Raw genomic sequence first — 19,001 nt, forward strand, 5'->3', positions numbered from 1 at the left:
AACGTGCTCGCCGTGATCCGTTACACCGTTCCAGAGTCCCAGTCCCAAGACTTCGCCAAGCAGGGCCACGCCATCCTCGACACCCTCGCCACCCAGCCCGGCTATCTGCGCGGCCGGCTCGCCCGCTCGGTCGACGAGCCCAACCTGTGGGCGCTCGTCAGCGAGTGGGAGGGCGCCGGCTTCTACCGCAGGGCCCTGTCCGCCGCCCGGATGGCGATGTATCCCCTCATGATCCTCATGGTCAACGAACCCAGCGCCTTCGAAGACGTCTACCTGCAAGACCGGGCGTAGCGATACTCGCGCGCGGGGGCGCGTGAGCGTCCCCTAAGCTGGGAGCTTCATCGAATGTTCCTCGCCGACCTCCAGCCGGAAAGAGATCCAACCAAAATGGCACGACGCACAGACGTCATGGACACCATCGTCAGCCTCGCCAAGCGCCGCGGGCTCGTATACCCGTCGAGCGAGATCTACGGCGGACTGCGCGCGTCGTGGGACTACGGTCCATTGGGCGTCGAGCTGAAGAACAATGTCAAGCGGCAGTGGTGGCTGTCGATGGTCCAGGCCCGCGAGGACGTGGTCGGCCTCGACTCCTGCGTCATCCTGGCGCCCGAGGTGTGGAAGGCCAGCGGCCACGTCGAGACCTTCTCCGACCCGCTGACCGAGTGCCAGTCCTGCCACAAGCGCTTCCGCGCCGACCACCTCGTCGAGGCCTACGAGGAGAAGCACGGCAAGCAGCCGGAGCAGGGCCTGGCCGACATCACCTGCCCCAACTGCGGCAACAAGGGCACCTTCACCGAGCCCAGGCAGTTCAGCGGCCTGCTCAAGACCTTCCTCGGCCCGGTCGAGGACGAGTCCGGCCTCGCCTACCTGCGCCCCGAGACCGCGCAGGGCATCTTCATCAACTACCTCAACGTGCAGCAGTCGGCGCGCAAGAAGGTCCCGTTCGGCATCGGCCAGGTCGGCAAGTCCTTCCGCAACGAGATCACGCCCGGCAACTTCATCTTCCGCACCCGTGAGTTCGAGCAGATGGAGATGGAGTTCTTCGTCAAGCCCGGCACCGACGAGGAGTGGCACCAGTACTGGATCGACGAGCGCTTCCGCTGGTACTCCGACCTGGGCATCAACAAGGACAACCTGCGCCTGTACGAACACCCGCAGGAGAAGCTGTCCCACTACTCCAAGCGCACGGTCGACGTCGAATACCGCTTCAACTTCACCGGCTCCGAGTGGGGTGAGCTCGAAGGCATCGCCAACCGCACCGACTTCGACCTGACCGCCCACTCCAAGGCGTCGGGCGTCGACCTCAGCTTCTTCGAGCAGGACACCGGCGAGCGTTACGTCCCCTTCGTCATCGAGCCCGCCGCCGGTGTCGACCGGGCGACGCTCACCTTCCTCCTCGACGCCTACACCGAGGACGAGGCGCCCAACGCCAAGGGCGTCATGGAGAAGCGCACGGTCATGCGGCTCGACCACCGGCTCGCCCCGGTCAAGGCCGCCGTCCTGCCGCTGTCCCGTAACGCCGACCTGTCGCCCAAGGCCCGCGACCTGGCCGCCCAGCTGCGCAGGCGCTGGAACGTCGAGTTCGACGACGCGGGCGCGATCGGCCGCCGCTACCGGCGCCAGGACGAGATCGGCACGCCGTTCTGCATCACGGTGGACTTCGACACCCTGGAGGACCAGGCGGTGACGGTCCGCGAGCGCGACACGATGGGCCAGGAGCGCATCGCCCTCGACCAGGTCGACTCCTACCTGCGCCAGCACCTGAACGACTAGCTCTCCGGCGAGGATTTTCGTCCCCGCCCCGACGCCGCCCGCCGCTCGCGACGGGCGGCGTCGCACGTTCTGGGGTGTCGTCCGGCTCGGCGGGCAGGCCATGGAGCCGGCGAGCCGACGAGTCACCGGCTGTGCCAGAGGCGTGTGCGGGCGATGTGCGGGCGATGCCAGAGGGCCGCGGCAGTCTGCCTGTCGAGGCCGGAGCCTGCACGGCTCCGGTCCGAGACGGAAGGACTGAGACATGAGCGATCTTGTGGTGCACGACGTGGTCATCGTCGGCGCCGGCCCGGTCGGGCTTCTCCTCGCCATCGAGCTCAAGACCGCCGGCGTGCGGCCGCTCGTACTGGAACGGCTGGCCGAGCCCGACCTCGGGATCAAGGCCGCCGCGATCGGCGCGGTGGGAGCCGAGGCGCTGGAGCGACGCGGGCTCGCGCGTGCGCTCGACGACGAACAGGTGACGATGCCGATGGCGAAGGCGGCACGTGCCGGATCCGGGCCGGTGAAGAAGCCGGGAGGCCATTTCTCCGCGCTGTTCGTGATCGACCAGGACCTCCAGCGCGACCCGGAGCGCCGCAGCCGTATGGTGCCGCAGGAGGCACTGGAGAGAGTCCTCACCGTGCGCGCGGGCGAGCTCGGGATCGAGATCCGTCGCGGCGTCGCGATGGAAGGTTTCGAGCAGGACGACGACGGCGTGACCGTGGCGACGAGCGCGGGCCCGCTGCGCGCGACGTACCTCGTCGGCTGCGACGGCGGCCGGAGTCTCGTCCGCAAGCTCGCCGGCTTCGAGTTCCCCGGCACGGATCCGACCATCACCGGCTACCAGGCTCACGTCGAGTTCGACGCGCCCGAGAAGCTGGCGAAGGGCTGGCAGCGAACGCCGCGCGGCCTCGTCACGTCGATCCCCGGGCGCGTCTTCACGGCGGAGTTCGACGGCCCGCCGCCGGATCGAGCCGCGCCGATCACCCAGGCCGAGGTCGAAGCGTCGATCCAGCGCGTGAGCGGCACCGACGTCAAGATCCTCGCGATGACGAAGGCGACGCGCTGGACCGACAACGCGCGGCAGGCGATGCACTACCGCATGGGCCGCGTCCTTCTCGCCGGCGATGCCGCGCACGTCCACTCACCCTTCGGCGGCCAAGGCCTGAACCTCGGCCTCGTCGACGCCGCGAACCTCGGTTGGAAGCTCGCCACGGCGGTGAAGGGGCGCGATCATCTCCTCGACTCCTACACCGCCGAGCGCCACCCCGTCGGTGCGCGCGTCCTGGAGAACACGCGCGCGCAAGTCGCGCTGGTGCGTCCCGACCCGCTCACGAGCGCGCTCCGCACCATCGTGAGCGACCTGATCAAGCTGCCCGAAGGCAATCGCCACATCGGCGAGATGCTCTCGGGGGCCGGCATCCGTTACGACCTCGGCGACGACGACCCGCTCGTCGGCACGCTCACGAAGGACCGGCTCCTCACGCTCGCCGACGGCGGCGAAGAGCGGCTGTACGCGCTGATGGAGAAGGGCGGCGGCCTGTTCGTCTCGCCCTCGGAACGGTCACTCCCGCACAACGTGCACCATGCGCGCACCAAGGAAGGCCCGTCGACGCTCGTCCGTCCCGACGGCTGCATCGCGTGGACGGACGCGTCGACCCGGTCACTCGACGAGGCGCTCGCGCGCTGGTTCTGAACGAGAGCGACCGGCCCGGGCAGAAGCATCGATCCGCATGATGATCACGACGATTCGAGAGGTTGGGCCATGAACGAGGTCCGCGAAAGCACCAGGCCAAGCCCGACAAGCCAGGGAAACTGGATCGCTACCTGGGGCACGGCACAGCAACTGGCGCAACCCGCCGAGCCCGGTGCAGGGCCGTGGATGCCGGATCCACCGGACGACGCTCCGCCCGCCGTCACCCCCGCCGCCGACGCACCCGCACCCACCGCCGACACACCCGCCGCCGCGCCGGCGCAGGATCCCACGCCCCCACCGGCCGAACCATTGGCCGAACCGCCGGTCCAACCGCCGGCGGAAACATCGGCCGAACCACTGGCCGAACCACCGGCCGGGCCGACGAAGGTCAGCGCGCAGACCGTACGCATGGTGGCCCGTGCCACCGTGGGAGGCACGGCCGTGCGCGTCGCGCTGTCGAACTCCTTCGGCCACGCGCCGGTGCGCGTCGAGGCCGCGCAGATCGCGCGGCACGACAGCGGCGCGGCGATCCGCGCGGACAGCTCGCGCGCACTGACCTTCGGCGGGCGCGCAGCGGTCGTGTTGCCGACGGGCGCGCAGATCTACAGCGATCCCCTTGAGTACGACGTGCCCGCGCAGACCGATCTGGTCGTCTCCCTGTACATCCCCGACGAGAAGGTCACTCCCACGACGCACGAGCTCGGACTGCGCACGGCGTGGCTCGCACCGGGCGACCAGACCGCCACGCAGGACCTGTGGGACGCCACCGGGTTCCAGTCCTATGCCTGGCTCACCGGCATCGACGTGCTCGCGCCGCCCACGGCCGCCACCATCGTCGCCCTCGGCGACTCCATCACCGATGGCGCCGGCACCACGCCCGGCGCGGACACGCCGTGGCCTTCGTCGCTGGCGCGCCGGCTGGCCGCGCGGCATGACCTGCCGCCGCGCGCGGTGATCAACATGGGGATCGCCGGCAACCGCGTCCTGCGTGAGACCGACGGCTTCGGCGCCAGCGCGCTGGCGCGCTTCGACCGCGACGTGCTGGCCCGGCCGGGTGTGCGCTGGGTGGTCCTGGCCGAGGGAGGCAACGACATCTGCTTCAGCTTCATGGGCATGCCGGAGAGCGAGCGGGCGACGGCGGAGGACATCATCGCCGGCTACCGCATGCTGATCGGCCGCGCGCATCTGCACGGACTGCGGATCATCGGCTGCACGCTGACGCAGTTCGGCGGCACGTTCGTCTTCACGGCGGAGAGCGAGCGCATGCGCCAGGACGTGAACCGCTGGATCCGCGACAGCGGTGAGTTCGACGCGGTGGTCGATCTGGACGCGGCCACCCGTGACCCGGCCGCACCGACGAACCTGCGCGCCGAGTTCGATTCCGGCGACGGCATCCATCCGAACGACGCGGGCAACCAGGCGATCGCCGAGGCCTTCGACCTGGAGTTGTTCCAGGGATAGAGCCGGCCGTCCGGCGCGTGGCCGCAGGTGCCTACCGACCGGCCGACGGCGGCGACTCCGACTCACCGGCATGGGCCCGCACCGGACCGTCCGGCTCCGAGCGCAGTCGCACCGGATCGTCCGGCTCCGGGCGCAGGCGCGCCGGACCATTCGGCCCCCGGAGCAGGCGCGCCGGATCGACCTGCAGCGAGGCCGTCTTGCCGTCCAGCTGCCAGCCATCCTGGTACGCCGCGGCGAAGGCGTCCTCGCCCAGCGCCGTGCGGCCGCGGGTGGCCATCGCCTGGATCTGCCGGTCGCTGAGGTCGTGGGTGCCGCGCAGCCGGGCCGCCGCGCCGAGCAGCAGCGCCATGTCCCGGTACCGCCCCCGCAGCGCGGCCAGCTCAGCCTCGGTCACCGCGACCATCGCCATGATCGGCAAGTCCCCGCCCTCCAGCGCCGCCCCGTACGCCCGGACCAGCGCAGCCTCGGCACCCTCGGCGTCACCCCGCCGCAGGCACAGCGACGCCCGCACCGAGCTGACGATCACCAGACCATGGCCACCCCCGACCGGGGATCGGCTGGTCGGGGATCCGTCGGCTGGGGGTCCGCCGGTCATCTCCGCCTCCGCCGCCTCGATGCGGGTCTGCGCGCGGTCCAGGTCGCCGAGCCGCAGCCACGTGCCGGCTTCGAGAGCGGTGACGATGACGACCAGCTCCGGCGACGCCGATCGCTCCGCCCGCTCGCGGACCGCATCGAGCATCGCCCTCGCCCTCGCGTCCTCGCCCCGCCGCAGGTGGAGGTCGATCCACCGCACGTCGAGGAAGATCTCGTCGGCCAAGCTCAGCGAGCCGAACTCCCGCGCCTGCGCCCGAGCCTCGCGCAGGTCCGCCAACGCGCCGTCGAGGTCCCCGTCGTACTGCCGCAGCAGCGCGCGCATCGGCAGCACGGTGGCCAGGCCCCAGCGGTCGCCGGCCCGGCCGAAGGCGTCGAGTGCGGCGGCCACGTCGACGCGTACCTGGTCGAGGTCGCCCTGGTCCTCGGCGAACGAGGCCCGGAACATGTGGGCCAGCCCGGACAGCCAGACGTCGGGGCCGTCGACGAGACGCTGAACCAAGGCGCGCGACGCCTCGTGCTCCCGCAGGAAGTGGAGCGTGATCGCGGCCAGGACGCCGGCGAATCCGGGCAGCGACGGGTGGGCGAGCAGGCGATCGGCCAGCGCCCGCAGCGCGGTTTCGTTCTCGTGCAGCCTCTCGGCGGTCAGCGGGGAGCGGGCGTTGATGCGGTTGAGCAGGAACACCGTCTCGGCGGTGTCGCGATCCAGCGTGTGGCCCGCAGCAGGTAGCGCCAGTGCTTCCCCCTGCCAGTACACCGCGTCGGCATGCCGGCCGAGTATCTGCCAGTACCAGGAGAGGTCCATGGCGAGCGTGACGGCCGCGGTGCCGTTGCCGGTGTCGCACAGGTGGCGCAGGGCGGCGAGCGCGTTGTCGTACTCGGTGCGTAGCACGTGCAGTGCGGCGAGCTGATCGGGGCCGCGCAGCAGCGGCTCTTCGCGGGCGACGAGGTCGGCCAAGTGGCGGGCGGCGAGATCGCGGGCGGCGTCGAGCGCGCCCTGGTCGGCGAGCCGCTCCATCCCGTACTCGCGCAGGGTCTCCAGCATCCGGTAGCGGCCCGCGTCGGGCGCCAGTTGCAGCAGCGACTTGTCGACCAGGGCGGCGAGCAGCTCGGGGACCTCGCCCGGGAGCACCGTGGTGCCGGCGCAGACCGCGGCGGCCGACTCCGGCGTCACGCCACCGGGCAGGACCGAGACCCGCTCGGCCACCGTACGCTCGTTCTCGCCGAGCAGATCCCAGCTCCAGGCGATGACCGCGTGCAGCGTGCGGTGCCGCGGCGACGCGGCCCGGCTGCCCGTGGTGAGCAGCCGGAACCGGTCGGACAGCCCGGCGGCGAGTTCGGCCAGCGACAGGGTCCGCAGCCGGGCTGCGGCCAGCTCCAGCGCCAGCGGCATGCCGTCCAGGCCGCGCACCAGCCGGACCACGTCCGCGCGCGTCCGCTCGTCGATGCCGAAGCCGGGGCGCACCGCCGCGGCCCGCTCGGTGAACAGGCGCACCGACGCGCTGCGGCGGAGGTCATCGAGACCGTCGCCGGGGTCCGGCAGCGCCAGCGGGCCGAGCGGGACCAGCGCCTCGCCGTCGATCGCGAGCGGCTCGCGGCTGGTCGCCAGCACCCGCAGCCCGGCGCAGCGCGGCAGGAGCGCTGCGACCAGGTGCGCGACGGCGTCGATCAGGTGCTCGCAGTTGTCCACCACGAGCAGGCTCTCCCGGCCGTTGAGCTGGTCGGCGAGTACGTCCAGCTCGCTGCCTTCGGACCGCATCCGGCCGGAGGCCTCGAAGAGCCCGGTGCCGCGCAGCCCGATCGCGGCCAGCATCGCCGCGCCGGTCTTGGCCGGCTCGGTGACCGCGGCCAGGTCGACCAGCCAAGTGCCGTCGGGGTACTCGTGGCGGTGGCGGCGGCCCGCCTCGACCGCGAGCCGGGTCTTGCCGGCCCCGCCCGGCCCGACCACCGTGACGAGGCGCCCGCGGGTGAACAGCGTGTCGATCCGAGCGAGATCGTCGTCGCGCCCGATGAAGCTGGTCAGGGCGGCGGGCAGATTGCTCGCAGGCGCCTCGCGCCGCACCTCAGGAGCGGAAGCGGAAGCAGGATCGGAAGTGGAAATGGGGGCAGGAGCGGAAGCGGAAGCGGGGGCAGAAGGGGAAGCGGGAGTGGGTGCAGGAGCGGGGGCAGGTGATTGCAGCAGGAGCAGGTGGCGCTCGCGCAGGGCGGTGCCGGGGTCGGCGCCGAGCCGGTCGGCGAGGGTCTCGCGCACCCGCTCGTACAGGTCGAGGGCGTCGGCCTGGCGGCCCTGGGCGGCCAGCGCGTCCATCTGCAGACCGGCCAGCCGCTCGTCCGCCGGGTGCTCGGCGAGCAGGGCGGTCAGCAGGGTGGCGGCGTCGTCGGCGCGGCCCAGCGCCAGCTCCGCCTCGGCCAGATCCGCGCACGCCTCGACCGCGGTGCGGGCCAGCCGCGTCGCCACCGCCGGGGCGACCGCGGCGATCACCGACGATTCGCCACGGAGTGCGGCCGCGGCGATCACAGATGGCTCGCCGTGGAGTGGGGTTGTGGTGATTTCCGATGGCTCGCCGTGGAGTGGGGCTGCGGTGATTTCCGATGGCTCGCCGTGGAGTGGGGCCGCGGCGATCACCGGCGGCTCGCCGTGGAGTGGGGCTGCGGTGATCATCGACGGCTCGCCGCAGAGCGCGATCGCCTCGCTCAGCGGCCCGGCCGCCGCCTGGGGGTCGCCGGCCCGGAGCCGGTTACGGCCGTGCGTGGCCAGTCGCTCGAACCGCAGCGCGTCGACGTCGTCCTCCGCGATGCCGAGGCGGTAGCCGCCCTCGGACTGGGTGACCGCGCCGGCCTCGCCGAGCAGCCGGCGCAGCCGGGAGACCAGCGAGTGCAGCGCGTTCGCCGGGTCGGCCGGGAGATCCTGCGGCCACAGCGCATCGACCAGGACGCCCGATGCGACCGGCCGGCCGCCGGCCAGCGCCAGCCGTACGATCAGGCCGCGGAGCCGGGCGCCGGGAACGGCCACCACGGCGTCGCCGCGGCGCACCTCAAGGGTGCCGAGCAGCCTCACCCGCAGGCGCGTCTCCTCGTTCCCGTGCATCGCCCGATCCTCCCGTGCATCGCCCGATCCTCCCGCGTACCGCCCACAAGCCCCAAAACCGCCTGTCCAGTGTGCGCTCAGGCCGTCAGCACCCGGATCGGGGATCCCGCCCGCCAGGCCGCGACATCCTCGATGACCTGCTCGTACATCGAACGAAACGCGGCCTCGGTGACGTACCCGAGGTGCGGCAGCAGCACGGTGTTGGGCGCGCCCAGCAGCGGGTTGTCGGCGGGCAGCGGCTCGGTGTCGTAGACGTCGAGCCCGGCCCCGGCGATCGTGCCGGCGGTCAGCGCGGTGACCAGCGCCTTCTCGTCCACGATCGGCCCGCGCGAGGTGTTGACCAGGATCGCGGTGGGTTTCATGGCGGCCAGTTCGGCCGCGCCGACCAGCCCGGTCGTGCGGTCGCTGAGCTTGAGGTGGACGGTGAGGACGTCGCCGGCGGCGAACAGCTCGTCCTTGGGCACCCAGGTCGCGCCTGCCTCGGCCGCCCGTTCGGGCGTCAGGCTCTGGCTCCACGCGATCACCCGCATGTCGAAGGCCTGGCCGATCCGCGCCACCTGCGTGCCCAGCCGGCCCAGCCCGAGCACGCCCAGCGTGCTGCCGGCCAGGTCGGTGCCGACGGTGGTCTGCCAGCGGCCGTCGCGCAGCGCCCGGTCCTCGGTCACCACGTGCCGCCGGCAGGCCAGGATCAGCGCCCAGGTCAGCTCGGCGGTGTTGGAGCTCCTGTTCGAGCTCGTGGCCGAGCGGGACATGGTCGTGCCGGTGACCGTGACGCCGTGGGCCGCGGCCGCCGCCAGGTCGATGGCCGCGTTGACCATGCCCGTGGTCACCAGGAGGCGCAGATCCGGCAGCCGGTCGAAGGTCTCGGCCAGGAAGGGCGTCCGCTCGCGCATCGCGACGACGACCTCCGCGCCGCGCAGCGCGGCCGCCAGCTCGTCCAGGCCGGCGATGTGCTCGTGCAGCACCTCGACCTCGACGCCTGGCAGGGAGTCGAAGGGCCCCAGATCGCGGGCCGCCCGCTGGTAGTCGTCCAGAACGACAATCTTCATGCGATCACCGTACGCGGGGATGCGGCACGTCAGACGCACGCGCGGACCTCGCCCCGGGCGGGCACCGAAAAACCGTATAAAGGCTGGAGTTACGTACGTTTTCGCGTGCTCTTGATGACATGCCCTTGTACCTAAGAAAGGACAGGGGACCCATGGCACGCACAACACGTTTCGCGGCCGTCCTGCTGGCCGGTGGCGCGCTGCTCATGACAGGCAGCGCCGCCCACGCCGACCCGGAGCCGTCCGCCCTGGAACTTCGAGTGACCCTCGACGACTGCCCCGAGGTCCGGTCATGACCGACGCCGCACTGCTGGAACGGGCGCTGTTCGAGGTCAAGCGCGTGATCGTCGGACAGGACCAGATGGTGGAGCGGCTGCTGGTGGCGGTCCTGGCACGGGGACACTGCCTGCTCGAAGGGGTGCCGGGCATCGCCAAGACGCTGGCCGCCGAGACCATGGCCACGGTGGTGGGCGGCACGTTCGCGCGCATCCAGTTCACCCCCGACCTGGTGCCGTCCGACATCGTCGGCACCCGCATCTACCGCCCGTCGACCGAGAGCTTCGACATCGAGCTCGGCCCGGTCATGGCCAACCTGCTGCTCGCCGACGAGATCAACCGGGCGCCCGCCAAGGTGCAGTCGGCGCTGCTGGAGATCATGGCCGAGCGGCAGGTCAGCATCGGCGGCGTCACGCACAAGGTGCCGACGCCGTTCCTGGTGCTGGCCACGCAGAACCCGATCGAGTCCGAAGGCGTCTACCACCTCCCGGAGGCCCAGCGCGACCGGTTCCTGCTCAAGGTGGACGTGGACTATCCCAGCGAATCGGAGGAGCTGGCGATCGCCTACAGGATGAGCGTCGACCCCCCGGTGCCGCAGCCCGTTCTGGACCCTGAGCGGCTGATCGCGTTGCAGCGCCGCGCCGACGAGGTGTTCGTGCACCACGCCGTCGCCGAGTACGCCGTCCGCCTCGTCTACGCCACCCGGGCCCCCGAGCGCTACGGGCTGCCCGGCCTGGCCCGGCTGCTGGCCTTCGGCGCGAGCCCGCGGGCCACGCTCGGGCTGCTGGCGGCCGGTCGGGCGCTGGCCCTGATGCGGGGGCGCGACTACGTGCTGCCCGAGGACATCCGCAACCTGGCGCCCGACGTGATGGCGCACCGGCTGGTGCTCTCCTTCGACGCGCTGGCCGACAACGTCTCGCCGAGGCAGATCGTGGACCAGGTCCTGGCCGCGGTGCCGCTGCCGGTCATCGCCCCGCAGCAGGACGCCGCGGCATGATCTCCTACCTGACGGCCGAGCCCGCGCTGCGCAGGCTCGAACTGACGATCACCAGGAGGCTGGACGGGCTGCTCCAGGGCGAGCACCTCGGCCTGTTTCCCGGACCGGGCAGCGAGCCCGCCGAGGCCAGGGCGTACCAGCCGGGGGACGACGTGCGGCGGATGGACTGGAACGTGACCGCCCGCACCGCCGAGCCGCACGTGCGCGAGCTCGTCGCCGACCGCGAGCTGGAGATCTGGACGCTGCTCGACGGTACGGCCAGCATGGACTTCGGCACGGCGGCGATGGAGAAGCGGGAGCTGGCGCTGGCCGCGACGGCGGCGATCGGCTTCCTCACCCAGCGCACCGGCAACCGGATCGGCGCCCATCTGGTCCACGGCGGCGGCGTCCGGGTGCTGCCCGCCCGGACGGGACGGCCGCACCTGATGGCGCTGCTCCAGGCCATCTTCGGGCTGCCGCGCACCCCGCCGGGCACCCGCGAGCCGCTGCTCGGCACCGCCGCCGGCCAGCTCGGCCGGGTGGTCAGGCGGCGCGGGCTGGTCGTCGTGGTGTCGGACTTCCTGGACGACCCGCGTACCTGGGAGTCCGAGCTGCGCAGGCTCACGGTCCGGCACCAGGTGCTGGCCGTCGAGGTGGTCGACCCGCGCGAGCTGACCCTGCCCGACGTGGGGATCCTGACGCTGATCGACCCGGAGTCGGGCCGGCGGCGCGAGGTGTCCACGGCGAGCGCGCGGCTGCGCCTGCGGTACGCGGAGGCGGCGGCAGTGCAGCGCGGCGCCATCCAGGACGGGCTGCGCCGGGCCGGCGCGTCCCACCTGCGGCTGCGCACGGACGGCGACTGGGTCCGCGAGCTGGTGCAGCACGTCCTGCGGCAACGGCGGCTGGCCCGGCTCGCCGCCCCGGCCCGCCCCGCCGATACAGAAACCGCCGATACAGAAGCCGCCGGTACGGGGGCCGTCGGCACGGGAGGCGGTGGCGGTGGCGGTGGCGGGGCCGAGTCCGGTGGCCGTCCGGTCATGGGATTCGATCCGAAGGGAGGGGGTGACGCGGCATGACGCTGCTCTCACCGCTCTGGCTGCTGCTGCTCGTCCCGGTCGCCCTGCTGGCGGTCGCGTACCTGCTGGTGTCGCGGCGCCGCAGCGCGTACGCGGTCCGGTTCACCAACCTGGACCTGCTCGACAAGGTCGCCCCGCGCGGGCCCGGCTGGCGCAGGCACGTCCCGGCGGCGGCGCTGCTGGGCATGTTCGTGCTGCTGGTCGTGGGCTTCGCCAGGCCGACGGCGGAGGTGCAGGTGCCCAGGGAACGGGCGACGATCATGGTGGCGTTCGACGTGTCGGCCTCGATGAGCGCCACCGACGTCTCGCCGGACCGGTTCACCGCGGCCAGGCAGGCGGCGAGGCAATTCGTGGAGGGCCTGCCGCCCCGCTTCAACCTGGGCCTGGTGGCGTTCTCCTCGGAGGCGGCCGTGGCGGTCCCGCCGAGCACCGACAGGCAGGCGGTGCTGAGCGCGCTCGACCGGCTGTCCACCACGTCCGGCACCGCCATCGGCGAGGCGGTCTACTCCTCGCTGGAGGCCATCGCCGCGCTGGACAGCGAGGAGGAGGCGCCGCCCGCGCACATCGTGCTGCTGTCCGACGGCTCCAACACCACCGGCCGCACGGTCACCGAGGCGGCGCAGGAGGCGGCCGCGCGCGGCGTGCCCGTCACCACCATCGCCTACGGCACCCAGGGCGGCGTCATCGAGCTCCAGGGGAGGCAGGTGCCCGTGCCCGTGGACGGACCGGCGCTGCAGGACCTGGCCGAGGTCGCGGGCGGCGGCTTCTACGAGGCCGCCAGCGGCGACGAGCTCCAGGCGGTCTACGAGGACATCGGCACCTCCGTCGGCTACCGGACCGAGCAGCAGGAGATCTGGCAGTGGTTCGTCGCGGCGGCGCTGCTGTCGGCGTTGCTCGCGGCGGTGACCTCGATGCTGTGGTTCGCGAGGCTGCCGTGAACGGGCTCGGCAGGCCGAGCGGGCCTGACTTCCGCACGGTGCCCGTCGTCCCGATCGAGACGGTCCCGCGATCCGTCGTCACGGGGGGATCCCCGGCGCGGGCCAGGGGCAGCCGGGTGCTGCTGACCGCCGTGCTCGTCGCGGCGCTCACCGGCGGTGCGGCCGGCCTGGCGGGGGCCGCCATCTTCGAGGGGAGCGAGCCGGCTCCGGCCACCGCGCTGCCCCGGGCGGCCCCGCTGCCCGCCGGGAGCGTGACCGGCCTGAGCGCCACCGCCGCCCGGGTGCTGCCCAGCGTCGTCTCCATCGAGGCGGGGCGCGGCGGCGGGTCGGGGTTTGTGGTGGACACGCGGGGACATATCGTCACGAACGCGCACGTGATCCGGGGGGAGAGCCAGGTGACCGTGGTGCTCAACGACGGGCGCCGGCTGTCGGCCCGGGTGTTGGGCGCGGACTTCGACGAGGACCTGGCGGTGCTGGAGGTCGACGGGGCCGCGAACCTGCCGGCCGCCACGCTCGGCAGGTCGGGGGACCTGTCGGTCGGCGACCAGGTGCTCGCGATCGGCTCACCGCTGGGCCTGTCGGGCACCGTCACCGCGGGCATCGTCAGCGCGGTGGACCGTGAGGTGCGGCTCGGCGGGTCCACCCGCAGGGCCGTGCAGACCGACGCCTCCATCAATCCGGGGAACTCCGGCGGCCCGCTCGTCAACGCGCGTGGCGAGGTCGTCGGGGTGAACACCGCGATAGCGGCCGGGCGGGGCGGCGGCAACATCGGCATCGGCTTCGCCATCCCGATCGACCGGGCGGCCCCCATCGCAGAACGAATCATCCGAAACTAGGGTCCACAACATGCGATTGCTGGTCGTCGAGGACGAAGAGGATCTGGTCGACGCGTTGCGGGTCGGCCTGATCCGGGCCGGATATGCCGTGGACGTCGCCTACGACGCCCCGGCCGCGCACGAGAAACTCCAGGTCAACGCCTATGACCTGGTCCTGCTGGACCTCAACCTGCCCGGCGGCGACGGCTTTCAGCTGTGCCGGGCGGCCAGGGCCGCTGGTCAGGGCGTGCGCATCATCATGGTCACCGCCCGCGACCGGCTGGACGACCGCGTGCGAGGGCTCGACGAGGGCGCCGACGACTACCTGGTCAAGCCGTTCGCCTTTCCCGAACTGCTGGCCAGGGTGAGAGCCCTGCTGCGCAGGGACACCGGCGGCACCTCCGTCCTCGAAGTGGGATTGCTGCGGATCGACACCGCGAGGATGGAGGTGTCGCTGGGTGGCCGGGACCTGGCGCTCACCCCCAAGGAGTACGGCGTGCTGCACTACCTGATGACCCGGCCGGGACACGTCGTCTCCAGCGAGGAACTGCTCGAACACGTCTGGGACGAGCACGCGGACCCGTTCACCAACACCGTGCGCGTGACCGTCGGCAACCTGCGCCGCAAACTGCAGGCGGAAGGCCTGATCGAGACGGTGATCAGCCGCGGCTACCGGCTCAAGGAGCCAACATGATCCACACCATCCGGTTCCGGCTCACCGTGCTCTACTCCGGCCTGCTCTTCCTGCTGGCCGCGCTGGTGCTGGGTGGCATCTACTACGGCGTCTCACGGACCACCGAGCAGCGTTCGTACGCCACCGACATCGCCAAGGCGTACCGCAACGGTGAGTACGTCGGTAAGCAGGAGGTGGTCTTCATCGAAGAGGTGGAGAACGCGGTCAACGTCAGGACGCTTGACACCCTGCGCGACTACTCCCTCTACACTCTGGGCGCGCTCTTCGTCGCCAGTCTCGGCATCGGCTGGGTGCTGTCCGGCCGGGTGCTGCGCCCGGTCCGGTCGATCACCCGTACCACCGAGGAGATCCAGGCGACGGACCTGACCCGGCGCATCACGCTGAGCGGGCCGAGCGACGAGCTCAAGGACCTGGCCGACACCATCGACACCATGCTGGACCGGCTGGAGGAGGCGTTCAGGGCGCAGCGGCAGCTCATCGACGACGCCTCGCACGAGCTGCGCAGCCCGCTGACGATCATCCGGGCCAACGTCGACGCCGTGCTGCTGTCGCCCGAGGCCAGCGACGAGGAGCGGACCAGGGCGATCGCCATCGTGGACCGGGCGACGACCCGGATGACCCGGCTGGTGGAGGACCTGCTGGCCAGCGCCAGGCGGCAGGGCAGCGCGTTCGCCGACACCGATCTGGACCTGTCGCGGGTGGCGGGGGAGGCGTGCGAGGAGTACGCCGCGCTCGCCGTCGCCCGCGGCCTGACCGTCACCCGCGAGCTCATCCCCGGTCTGGAGATGACCGGCGACCAGGACGCGTTGCGACGGGCGGTGGCCAACCTGCTGTCCAACGCGGTCCGGCTGTCCCCGCCCGGTGGCCGGGTCCGGGTCGCCTCCGGTCCGGCCGGAGTTCCGATGGGGGCGGCGGAGATCCTCAGCGGATCGTCCCGGATGAGCAAGCTGCGCCCGTCGAGCGCCGACGCGCACCGAGAGGTGAGCGGGACGGGCGACTGGCTGTGGGTGGCCGTCCAGGACGACGGCCCGGGGCTGGCGGCGGCCGACCAGGCGCGGGTGTTCGACCGGTTCTGGCGCGGCGAGGCCAGCCGCCGCGACCGGCACACCGGCCTCGGCCTGGCGATCGTCCGCCAGATCGTGGAGTCGCACGGCGGCCGGGTCGCGGTCTTCTCCGAGGTCGGCCAGGGGTCCACGTTCGTCCTCTGGCTGCCCGCCCGCGACGCCGCCGGCGGCCCGGCCCCCGGCCACAACCCGCTCACCCGCAGGCCTAACTGAGCACCCGACCCACCAGTTCCCCCCGCACCGGCACCACGACGCAGTAGGCCGTGCGAGCACGTGGCCAGTCCCTCTCCAGCGGCAGGATGGCGCCGGCCTTCACCGTGTCCCGCTTCTCCGGTCTCACCCGCATCTTGGCCGCGCACCACTCCACCGACTTCCGCATCGCCACCTCCGTGCCCGGCCACGGCCCCTCGGCGAGCACGTACACGGAGGAGAACTCGGCGCGGTGGCCGACGTCGCACGGCACGACCGCCACCCGAAGGTCGGCGGAGATGGCGGCGAGGCAGTCTCCCGGCCGCAGGTCGGTCACGTGGTACTGCTCGGAGCCGACCAGCGATGGCTCCAGGGACGGCAGGGGGCCGGGCGGTGCGGCGGTGCAGGCGGAGAGGGTCCAGACCAGGCCGGTGGCTGCCAGGAGGGGGGTCGATGAGCGCACCGGGTGAGGATGGCAGACGTGGATCACATTCGGATGTCAGGTGCCCTTCGCGGTGTGGACATAGGTGGAAAAATTGGTTTGAACCATTGGTATAAACCAATCTGGTAAGGAACCGAATAAAGATTGGATTAGACCTGTCTAGGAGGCTCTACCTGGGGAAACAGTGACTTAACCAATGAGTGCAGTTTCATCATCAATTCCGCCGGTAGAGTCCGGAACAGGAGCGTTGATTGGAGCTGTGGTGGCCAAGTATGTTTACGACTTCACCGAGGGCAACAGGAATCTCAAAGACCTGCTCGGCGGCAAAGGAGCCAACCTCGCCGAGATGACGAACCTCGGGCTGCCCGTTCCTCCCGGGTTCACGATCACCTCGGAGGCGTGCCGCCACTACCTGGCCGAGGGCGCCGCGCCCGACGCCCTGGAGCGGGAGGTCGCCGAGCATCTCGGCGCGCTCGAAGCGCGCATGGGCAGGCGGCTCGGCCAGGCGGACGACCCGCTGCTGGTCAGCGTGCGCTCCGGCGCGAAGTTCTCCATGCCGGGAATGATGGAGACCGTGCTCAACATCGGTCTCAACGACGAGTCCGTGCACGGCCTCGCCAAGCAGTCCGGCGGCAACGACCGCTTCGCCTGGGACTCTTACCGCCGGCTCATCCAGATGTTCGGCAAGACCGTGCTCGGCATCGACGGCGAGCTGTTCGAGCACGCGCTCGACACGCTCAAGAGTGACCGCCAGGACACCGACCTGGGCGCGGACGAGCTGCAGGCCCTGGTCGAGACGTTCAAGGGCATCGTGCGGGAGCAGACCGGCAAGGACTTCCCCGCCGACCCGCGCGAGCAGATGCGCCTGGCCGTCATGGCCGTCTTCGACTCCTGGAACGCTCCGCGCGCCGTCCTCTACCGCCGCCAGGAGCGCATCCCCGCCGACCTCGGCACCGCCGTCAACATCGTGGCGATGGTCTTCGGCAACTGCGGCAACGACTCCGGCACCGGCGTCGCCTTCACCCGCGACCCCGGCACCGGCCAGCAGGGCGTCTATGGCGACTACCTGCAGAACGCCCAGGGCGAGGACGTGGTCGCGGGCATCCGCAACACGATCCCGCTGCAGGAGCTCGAACGCCTCGACAAGCGCTCCTACGACGAGCTGATGACGATCATGGAGACCCTGGAGAACCACTACCGGGACCTGTGCGACATCGAGTTCACCATCGAGCGCGGCAAGCTGTGGATGCTGCAGACCAGGGTCGGCAAGCGCACCGCCGCCGCCGCGTTCTGCATCGCCGTCCAGCTCGTCGACCAGGGCCTCATCACCATGGACGAGGCCGTCACGCGGGTCACCGGCGACCAGCTCGCCATGCTCATGTTCCCGCGCTTCAACGGCGGCGCCGGCAAGCGCCGCATCGCCAAGGGCATGAACGCCTCACCCGGCGCCGCCGTGGGCAAGGCGGTCTTCTCCTCCGAGCGCGCGGTCGAGCTCGCCGGGCAGGGCGAGAACGTCATCCTGGTGCGCCGCGAGACCAACCCCGACGACCTGGTCGGCATGATCGCCGCCCAGGGCGTCCTGACCAGCCGCGGCGGCAAGACCTCGCACGCCGCCGTGGTCGCCCGCGGCATGGGCAAGACCTGTGTGTGCGGCGCGGAGGAGCTGGAGGTGTCGGTGTCCGAGCGCCGGTTCACCGCGCCGGGCGGCGTGGTGGTCACCGAGGGCGAGGTGATCTCCATCGACGGCACCAGCGGCGAGGTCTACCTCGGCGAGGTGCCGGTGGTCGACTCCTCCGTGGTCGAGTACTTCGAGGGCGCCGAGCCCGGCGATGACCTGGTCAGGGCCGTGGACCGGATCATGCGGCACGCCGACGCGGCGCGCCGGCTGGGCGTGCGGGCCAACGCCGACACCCCCGAGGACGCGGCCAGGGCACGCCGGTTCGGCGCGGAGGGCATCGGGCTGTGCCGGACCGAGCACATGTTCCTGGGCGAGCGCAGGCAGCTGGTGGAGGACCTCGTGCTGGCCGAGGGCGACGAGGAACGGCAGGCGGCGCTGGACGCCCTGGAACCCCTCCAGAAGGCCGACTTCGCCGGGATCTTCCAGGCGATGGACGGCCGGCCGGTGACGGTGCGGCTCATCGACCCGCCGCTGCACGAGTTCCTGCCCGACATCGTGGACCTGTCGGTCAAGGTCGCCACCGGCGAGGCCACGGACAAGGACCGCGTTCTGCTGGCCGCCGTCAGGAGACTGCACGAGCAGAACCCCATGCTCGGCCTGCGCGGGGTACGGCTCGGCCTGGTCATCCCCGGCCTGTTCGCCATGCAGGTACGCGCCATCGCCCAGGCCGCGCGGGAGGTGCCCGGCGCCCGGCCGGAGATCATGATCCCGCTCGTCGCCGCCGTGCAGGAGCTGGAGGCGGTCCGCGAGGAGGCCGTCGCCATCCTGGCGGAGGCGGGCGTGGACGCCCTCGTCGGCACCATGATCGAGACGCCGCGCGCCGCGCTCACCGCCGGGCAGATCGCCGAGGCGGCCGAGTTCTTCTCCTTCGGCACCAACGACCTGACCCAGATGGCCTGGGGCTTCTCCCGTGACGACGTGGAGGCGTCGTTCTTCTCCCGCTACCTGGAGCTCGGCATCTTCGGCGTCTCCCCGTTCGAGACCCTCGACAGGGACGGCGTCGGCCGCCTGGTCGCCCTCGCGGTGGAGGACGGCCGCAGGTCCCGGCCGGACCTCAAGGTCGGCATCTGCGGCGAGCACGGCGGCGACCCCGACTCGGTGCACTTCTGCCACGACACCGGGCTCGACTACGTCTCCTGCTCGCCGTTCCGCATCCCGGTGGCCCGGCTGGAGGCGGGCCGCGCCGCGCTGAGCGACTGCGAGTCCGACACCCGCTGAG

The 19,001-nt window shown here is 71.8% G+C and carries 15 protein-coding genes; 12 read left to right on the top strand and 3 right to left on the bottom strand.

From position 1 onward, the window contains the following. The first annotated feature begins 3 nt into the window (after window positions 1–3). The 4 genes from ACIBQX_RS28160 (at window position 4) to ACIBQX_RS28175 (ending at window position 4,906) form a co-directional block, all read left to right on the top strand. Complete coding sequence (locus tag ACIBQX_RS28160; protein ID WP_397009579.1) at window positions 4–291, top strand: antibiotic biosynthesis monooxygenase family protein; 288 nt, start codon at window positions 4–6, stop codon at window positions 289–291. Window positions 292–387: 96 nt separating this feature from the next. Next, window positions 388–1,773, top strand: a complete 1,386-nt coding sequence (locus ACIBQX_RS28165; protein WP_397009581.1) for a glycine--tRNA ligase — start codon at window positions 388–390, stop codon at window positions 1,771–1,773. Between the two features lie 256 nt (window positions 1,774–2,029). After that, complete coding sequence (locus ACIBQX_RS28170) at window positions 2,030–3,445, top strand: FAD-dependent monooxygenase (RefSeq protein ID WP_397009583.1); 1,416 nt, start codon at window positions 2,030–2,032, stop codon at window positions 3,443–3,445. A 186-nt stretch (window positions 3,446–3,631) separates the two neighbouring features. Further along, the gene (locus ACIBQX_RS28175; protein ID WP_397009585.1) at window positions 3,632–4,906 is read left to right on the top strand and encodes an SGNH/GDSL hydrolase family protein; all 1,275 of its coding nucleotides are present in this window, start codon (window positions 3,632–3,634) and stop codon (window positions 4,904–4,906) included. Between the two features lie 31 nt (window positions 4,907–4,937). Here ACIBQX_RS28175 and ACIBQX_RS28180 read toward each other — a convergent pair whose 3' ends face one another. Together ACIBQX_RS28180 and ACIBQX_RS28185 are read right to left on the bottom strand one after the other, a co-directional pair. Beyond that, window positions 4,938–8,585, bottom strand: a complete 3,648-nt coding sequence (locus ACIBQX_RS28180) for an AfsR/SARP family transcriptional regulator (RefSeq protein WP_397009587.1) — start codon at window positions 8,583–8,585, stop codon at window positions 4,938–4,940. A gap of 77 nt (window positions 8,586–8,662) precedes the next feature. Beyond that, window positions 8,663–9,634, bottom strand: coding sequence for a D-2-hydroxyacid dehydrogenase family protein (locus tag ACIBQX_RS28185; RefSeq protein ID WP_397009589.1), 972 nt, complete (start codon window positions 9,632–9,634; stop codon window positions 8,663–8,665). Between the two features lie 152 nt (window positions 9,635–9,786). Between ACIBQX_RS28185 and ACIBQX_RS28190 the strand changes: the two genes are divergently transcribed. The 7 genes from ACIBQX_RS28190 to ACIBQX_RS28220 are packed head-to-tail and all read left to right on the top strand — an operon-like array spanning window position 9,787 to window position 15,686. Beyond that, window positions 9,787–9,930, top strand: coding sequence for a hypothetical protein (locus tag ACIBQX_RS28190; protein WP_397009591.1), 144 nt, complete (start codon window positions 9,787–9,789; stop codon window positions 9,928–9,930). Further along, the gene (locus ACIBQX_RS28195) at window positions 9,927–10,907 is read left to right on the top strand and encodes an AAA family ATPase (protein WP_397009593.1); all 981 of its coding nucleotides are present in this window, start codon (window positions 9,927–9,929) and stop codon (window positions 10,905–10,907) included. The genes ACIBQX_RS28190 and ACIBQX_RS28195 overlap by 4 nt, the downstream gene beginning before the upstream one ends. Then, the gene (locus ACIBQX_RS28200; RefSeq protein ID WP_397009595.1) at window positions 10,904–11,962 is read left to right on the top strand and encodes a DUF58 domain-containing protein; all 1,059 of its coding nucleotides are present in this window, start codon (window positions 10,904–10,906) and stop codon (window positions 11,960–11,962) included. The genes ACIBQX_RS28195 and ACIBQX_RS28200 overlap by 4 nt, the downstream gene beginning before the upstream one ends. Next, complete coding sequence (locus tag ACIBQX_RS28205) at window positions 11,959–12,900, top strand: VWA domain-containing protein (RefSeq protein ID WP_397009597.1); 942 nt, start codon at window positions 11,959–11,961, stop codon at window positions 12,898–12,900. Before ACIBQX_RS28200 ends, ACIBQX_RS28205 begins: the two co-directional genes overlap by 4 nt. Next, the gene (locus ACIBQX_RS28210; RefSeq protein WP_397009599.1) at window positions 12,879–13,736 is read left to right on the top strand and encodes a S1C family serine protease; all 858 of its coding nucleotides are present in this window, start codon (window positions 12,879–12,881) and stop codon (window positions 13,734–13,736) included. The genes ACIBQX_RS28205 and ACIBQX_RS28210 overlap by 22 nt, the downstream gene beginning before the upstream one ends. A 10-nt stretch (window positions 13,737–13,746) precedes the next feature. Then, the gene (locus ACIBQX_RS28215; RefSeq protein WP_397009601.1) at window positions 13,747–14,409 is read left to right on the top strand and encodes a response regulator transcription factor; all 663 of its coding nucleotides are present in this window, start codon (window positions 13,747–13,749) and stop codon (window positions 14,407–14,409) included. Then, window positions 14,406–15,686 (top strand): sensor histidine kinase, encoded by a 1,281-nt coding sequence (locus tag ACIBQX_RS28220; protein WP_397009603.1) that lies wholly within the window; start codon window positions 14,406–14,408, stop codon window positions 15,684–15,686. The genes ACIBQX_RS28215 and ACIBQX_RS28220 overlap by 4 nt, the downstream gene beginning before the upstream one ends. On the opposite strand, the gene ACIBQX_RS28225 is transcribed toward ACIBQX_RS28220, so the two are convergent. Next, window positions 15,679–16,125, bottom strand: a complete 447-nt coding sequence (locus ACIBQX_RS28225) for a hypothetical protein (RefSeq protein ID WP_397009605.1) — start codon at window positions 16,123–16,125, stop codon at window positions 15,679–15,681. The two genes, ACIBQX_RS28220 and ACIBQX_RS28225, sit on opposite strands and share 8 nt — an antisense overlap. 241 nt (window positions 16,126–16,366) lie before the next feature. Here ACIBQX_RS28225 and ppdK point away from each other — a divergent pair, with 241 nt between their 5' ends. Beyond that, window positions 16,367–19,000 (top strand): pyruvate, phosphate dikinase, encoded by a 2,634-nt coding sequence (gene ppdK, locus ACIBQX_RS28230; RefSeq protein ID WP_397009607.1) that lies wholly within the window; start codon window positions 16,367–16,369, stop codon window positions 18,998–19,000. Window position 19,001: the final 1 nt, after the last annotated feature.

The sequence above is a fragment of the Nonomuraea sp. NPDC049714 genome, from assembly GCF_044465295.1.
In the GTDB taxonomy this organism is placed as follows: Bacteria; Actinomycetota; Actinomycetes; order Streptosporangiales; family Streptosporangiaceae; genus Nonomuraea.

Excerpts from the sequence above, each read along its gene's own strand:
- ACIBQX_RS28165 (WP_397009581.1), top strand. The coding sequence starts at position 388 with ATGGCACGACGCACAGACGTCATGGACACCATCGTCAGCCTCGCCAAG.
- ACIBQX_RS28175 (WP_397009585.1), top strand. The coding sequence starts at position 3,632 with ATGCCGGATCCACCGGACGACGCTCCGCCCGCCGTCACCCCCGCCGCC.
- ACIBQX_RS28180 (WP_397009587.1), bottom strand. The coding sequence starts at position 8,585 with ATGCACGGGAACGAGGAGACGCGCCTGCGGGTGAGGCTGCTCGGCACC.
- ACIBQX_RS28185 (WP_397009589.1), bottom strand. The coding sequence starts at position 9,634 with ATGAAGATTGTCGTTCTGGACGACTACCAGCGGGCGGCCCGCGATCTG.
- ACIBQX_RS28190 (WP_397009591.1), top strand. The coding sequence starts at position 9,787 with ATGGCACGCACAACACGTTTCGCGGCCGTCCTGCTGGCCGGTGGCGCG.
- ACIBQX_RS28195 (WP_397009593.1), top strand. The coding sequence starts at position 9,927 with ATGACCGACGCCGCACTGCTGGAACGGGCGCTGTTCGAGGTCAAGCGC.
- ACIBQX_RS28200 (WP_397009595.1), top strand. The coding sequence starts at position 10,904 with ATGATCTCCTACCTGACGGCCGAGCCCGCGCTGCGCAGGCTCGAACTG.
- ACIBQX_RS28205 (WP_397009597.1), top strand. The coding sequence starts at position 11,959 with ATGACGCTGCTCTCACCGCTCTGGCTGCTGCTGCTCGTCCCGGTCGCC.
- ACIBQX_RS28215 (WP_397009601.1), top strand. The coding sequence starts at position 13,747 with ATGCGATTGCTGGTCGTCGAGGACGAAGAGGATCTGGTCGACGCGTTG.
- ACIBQX_RS28220 (WP_397009603.1), top strand. The coding sequence starts at position 14,406 with ATGATCCACACCATCCGGTTCCGGCTCACCGTGCTCTACTCCGGCCTG.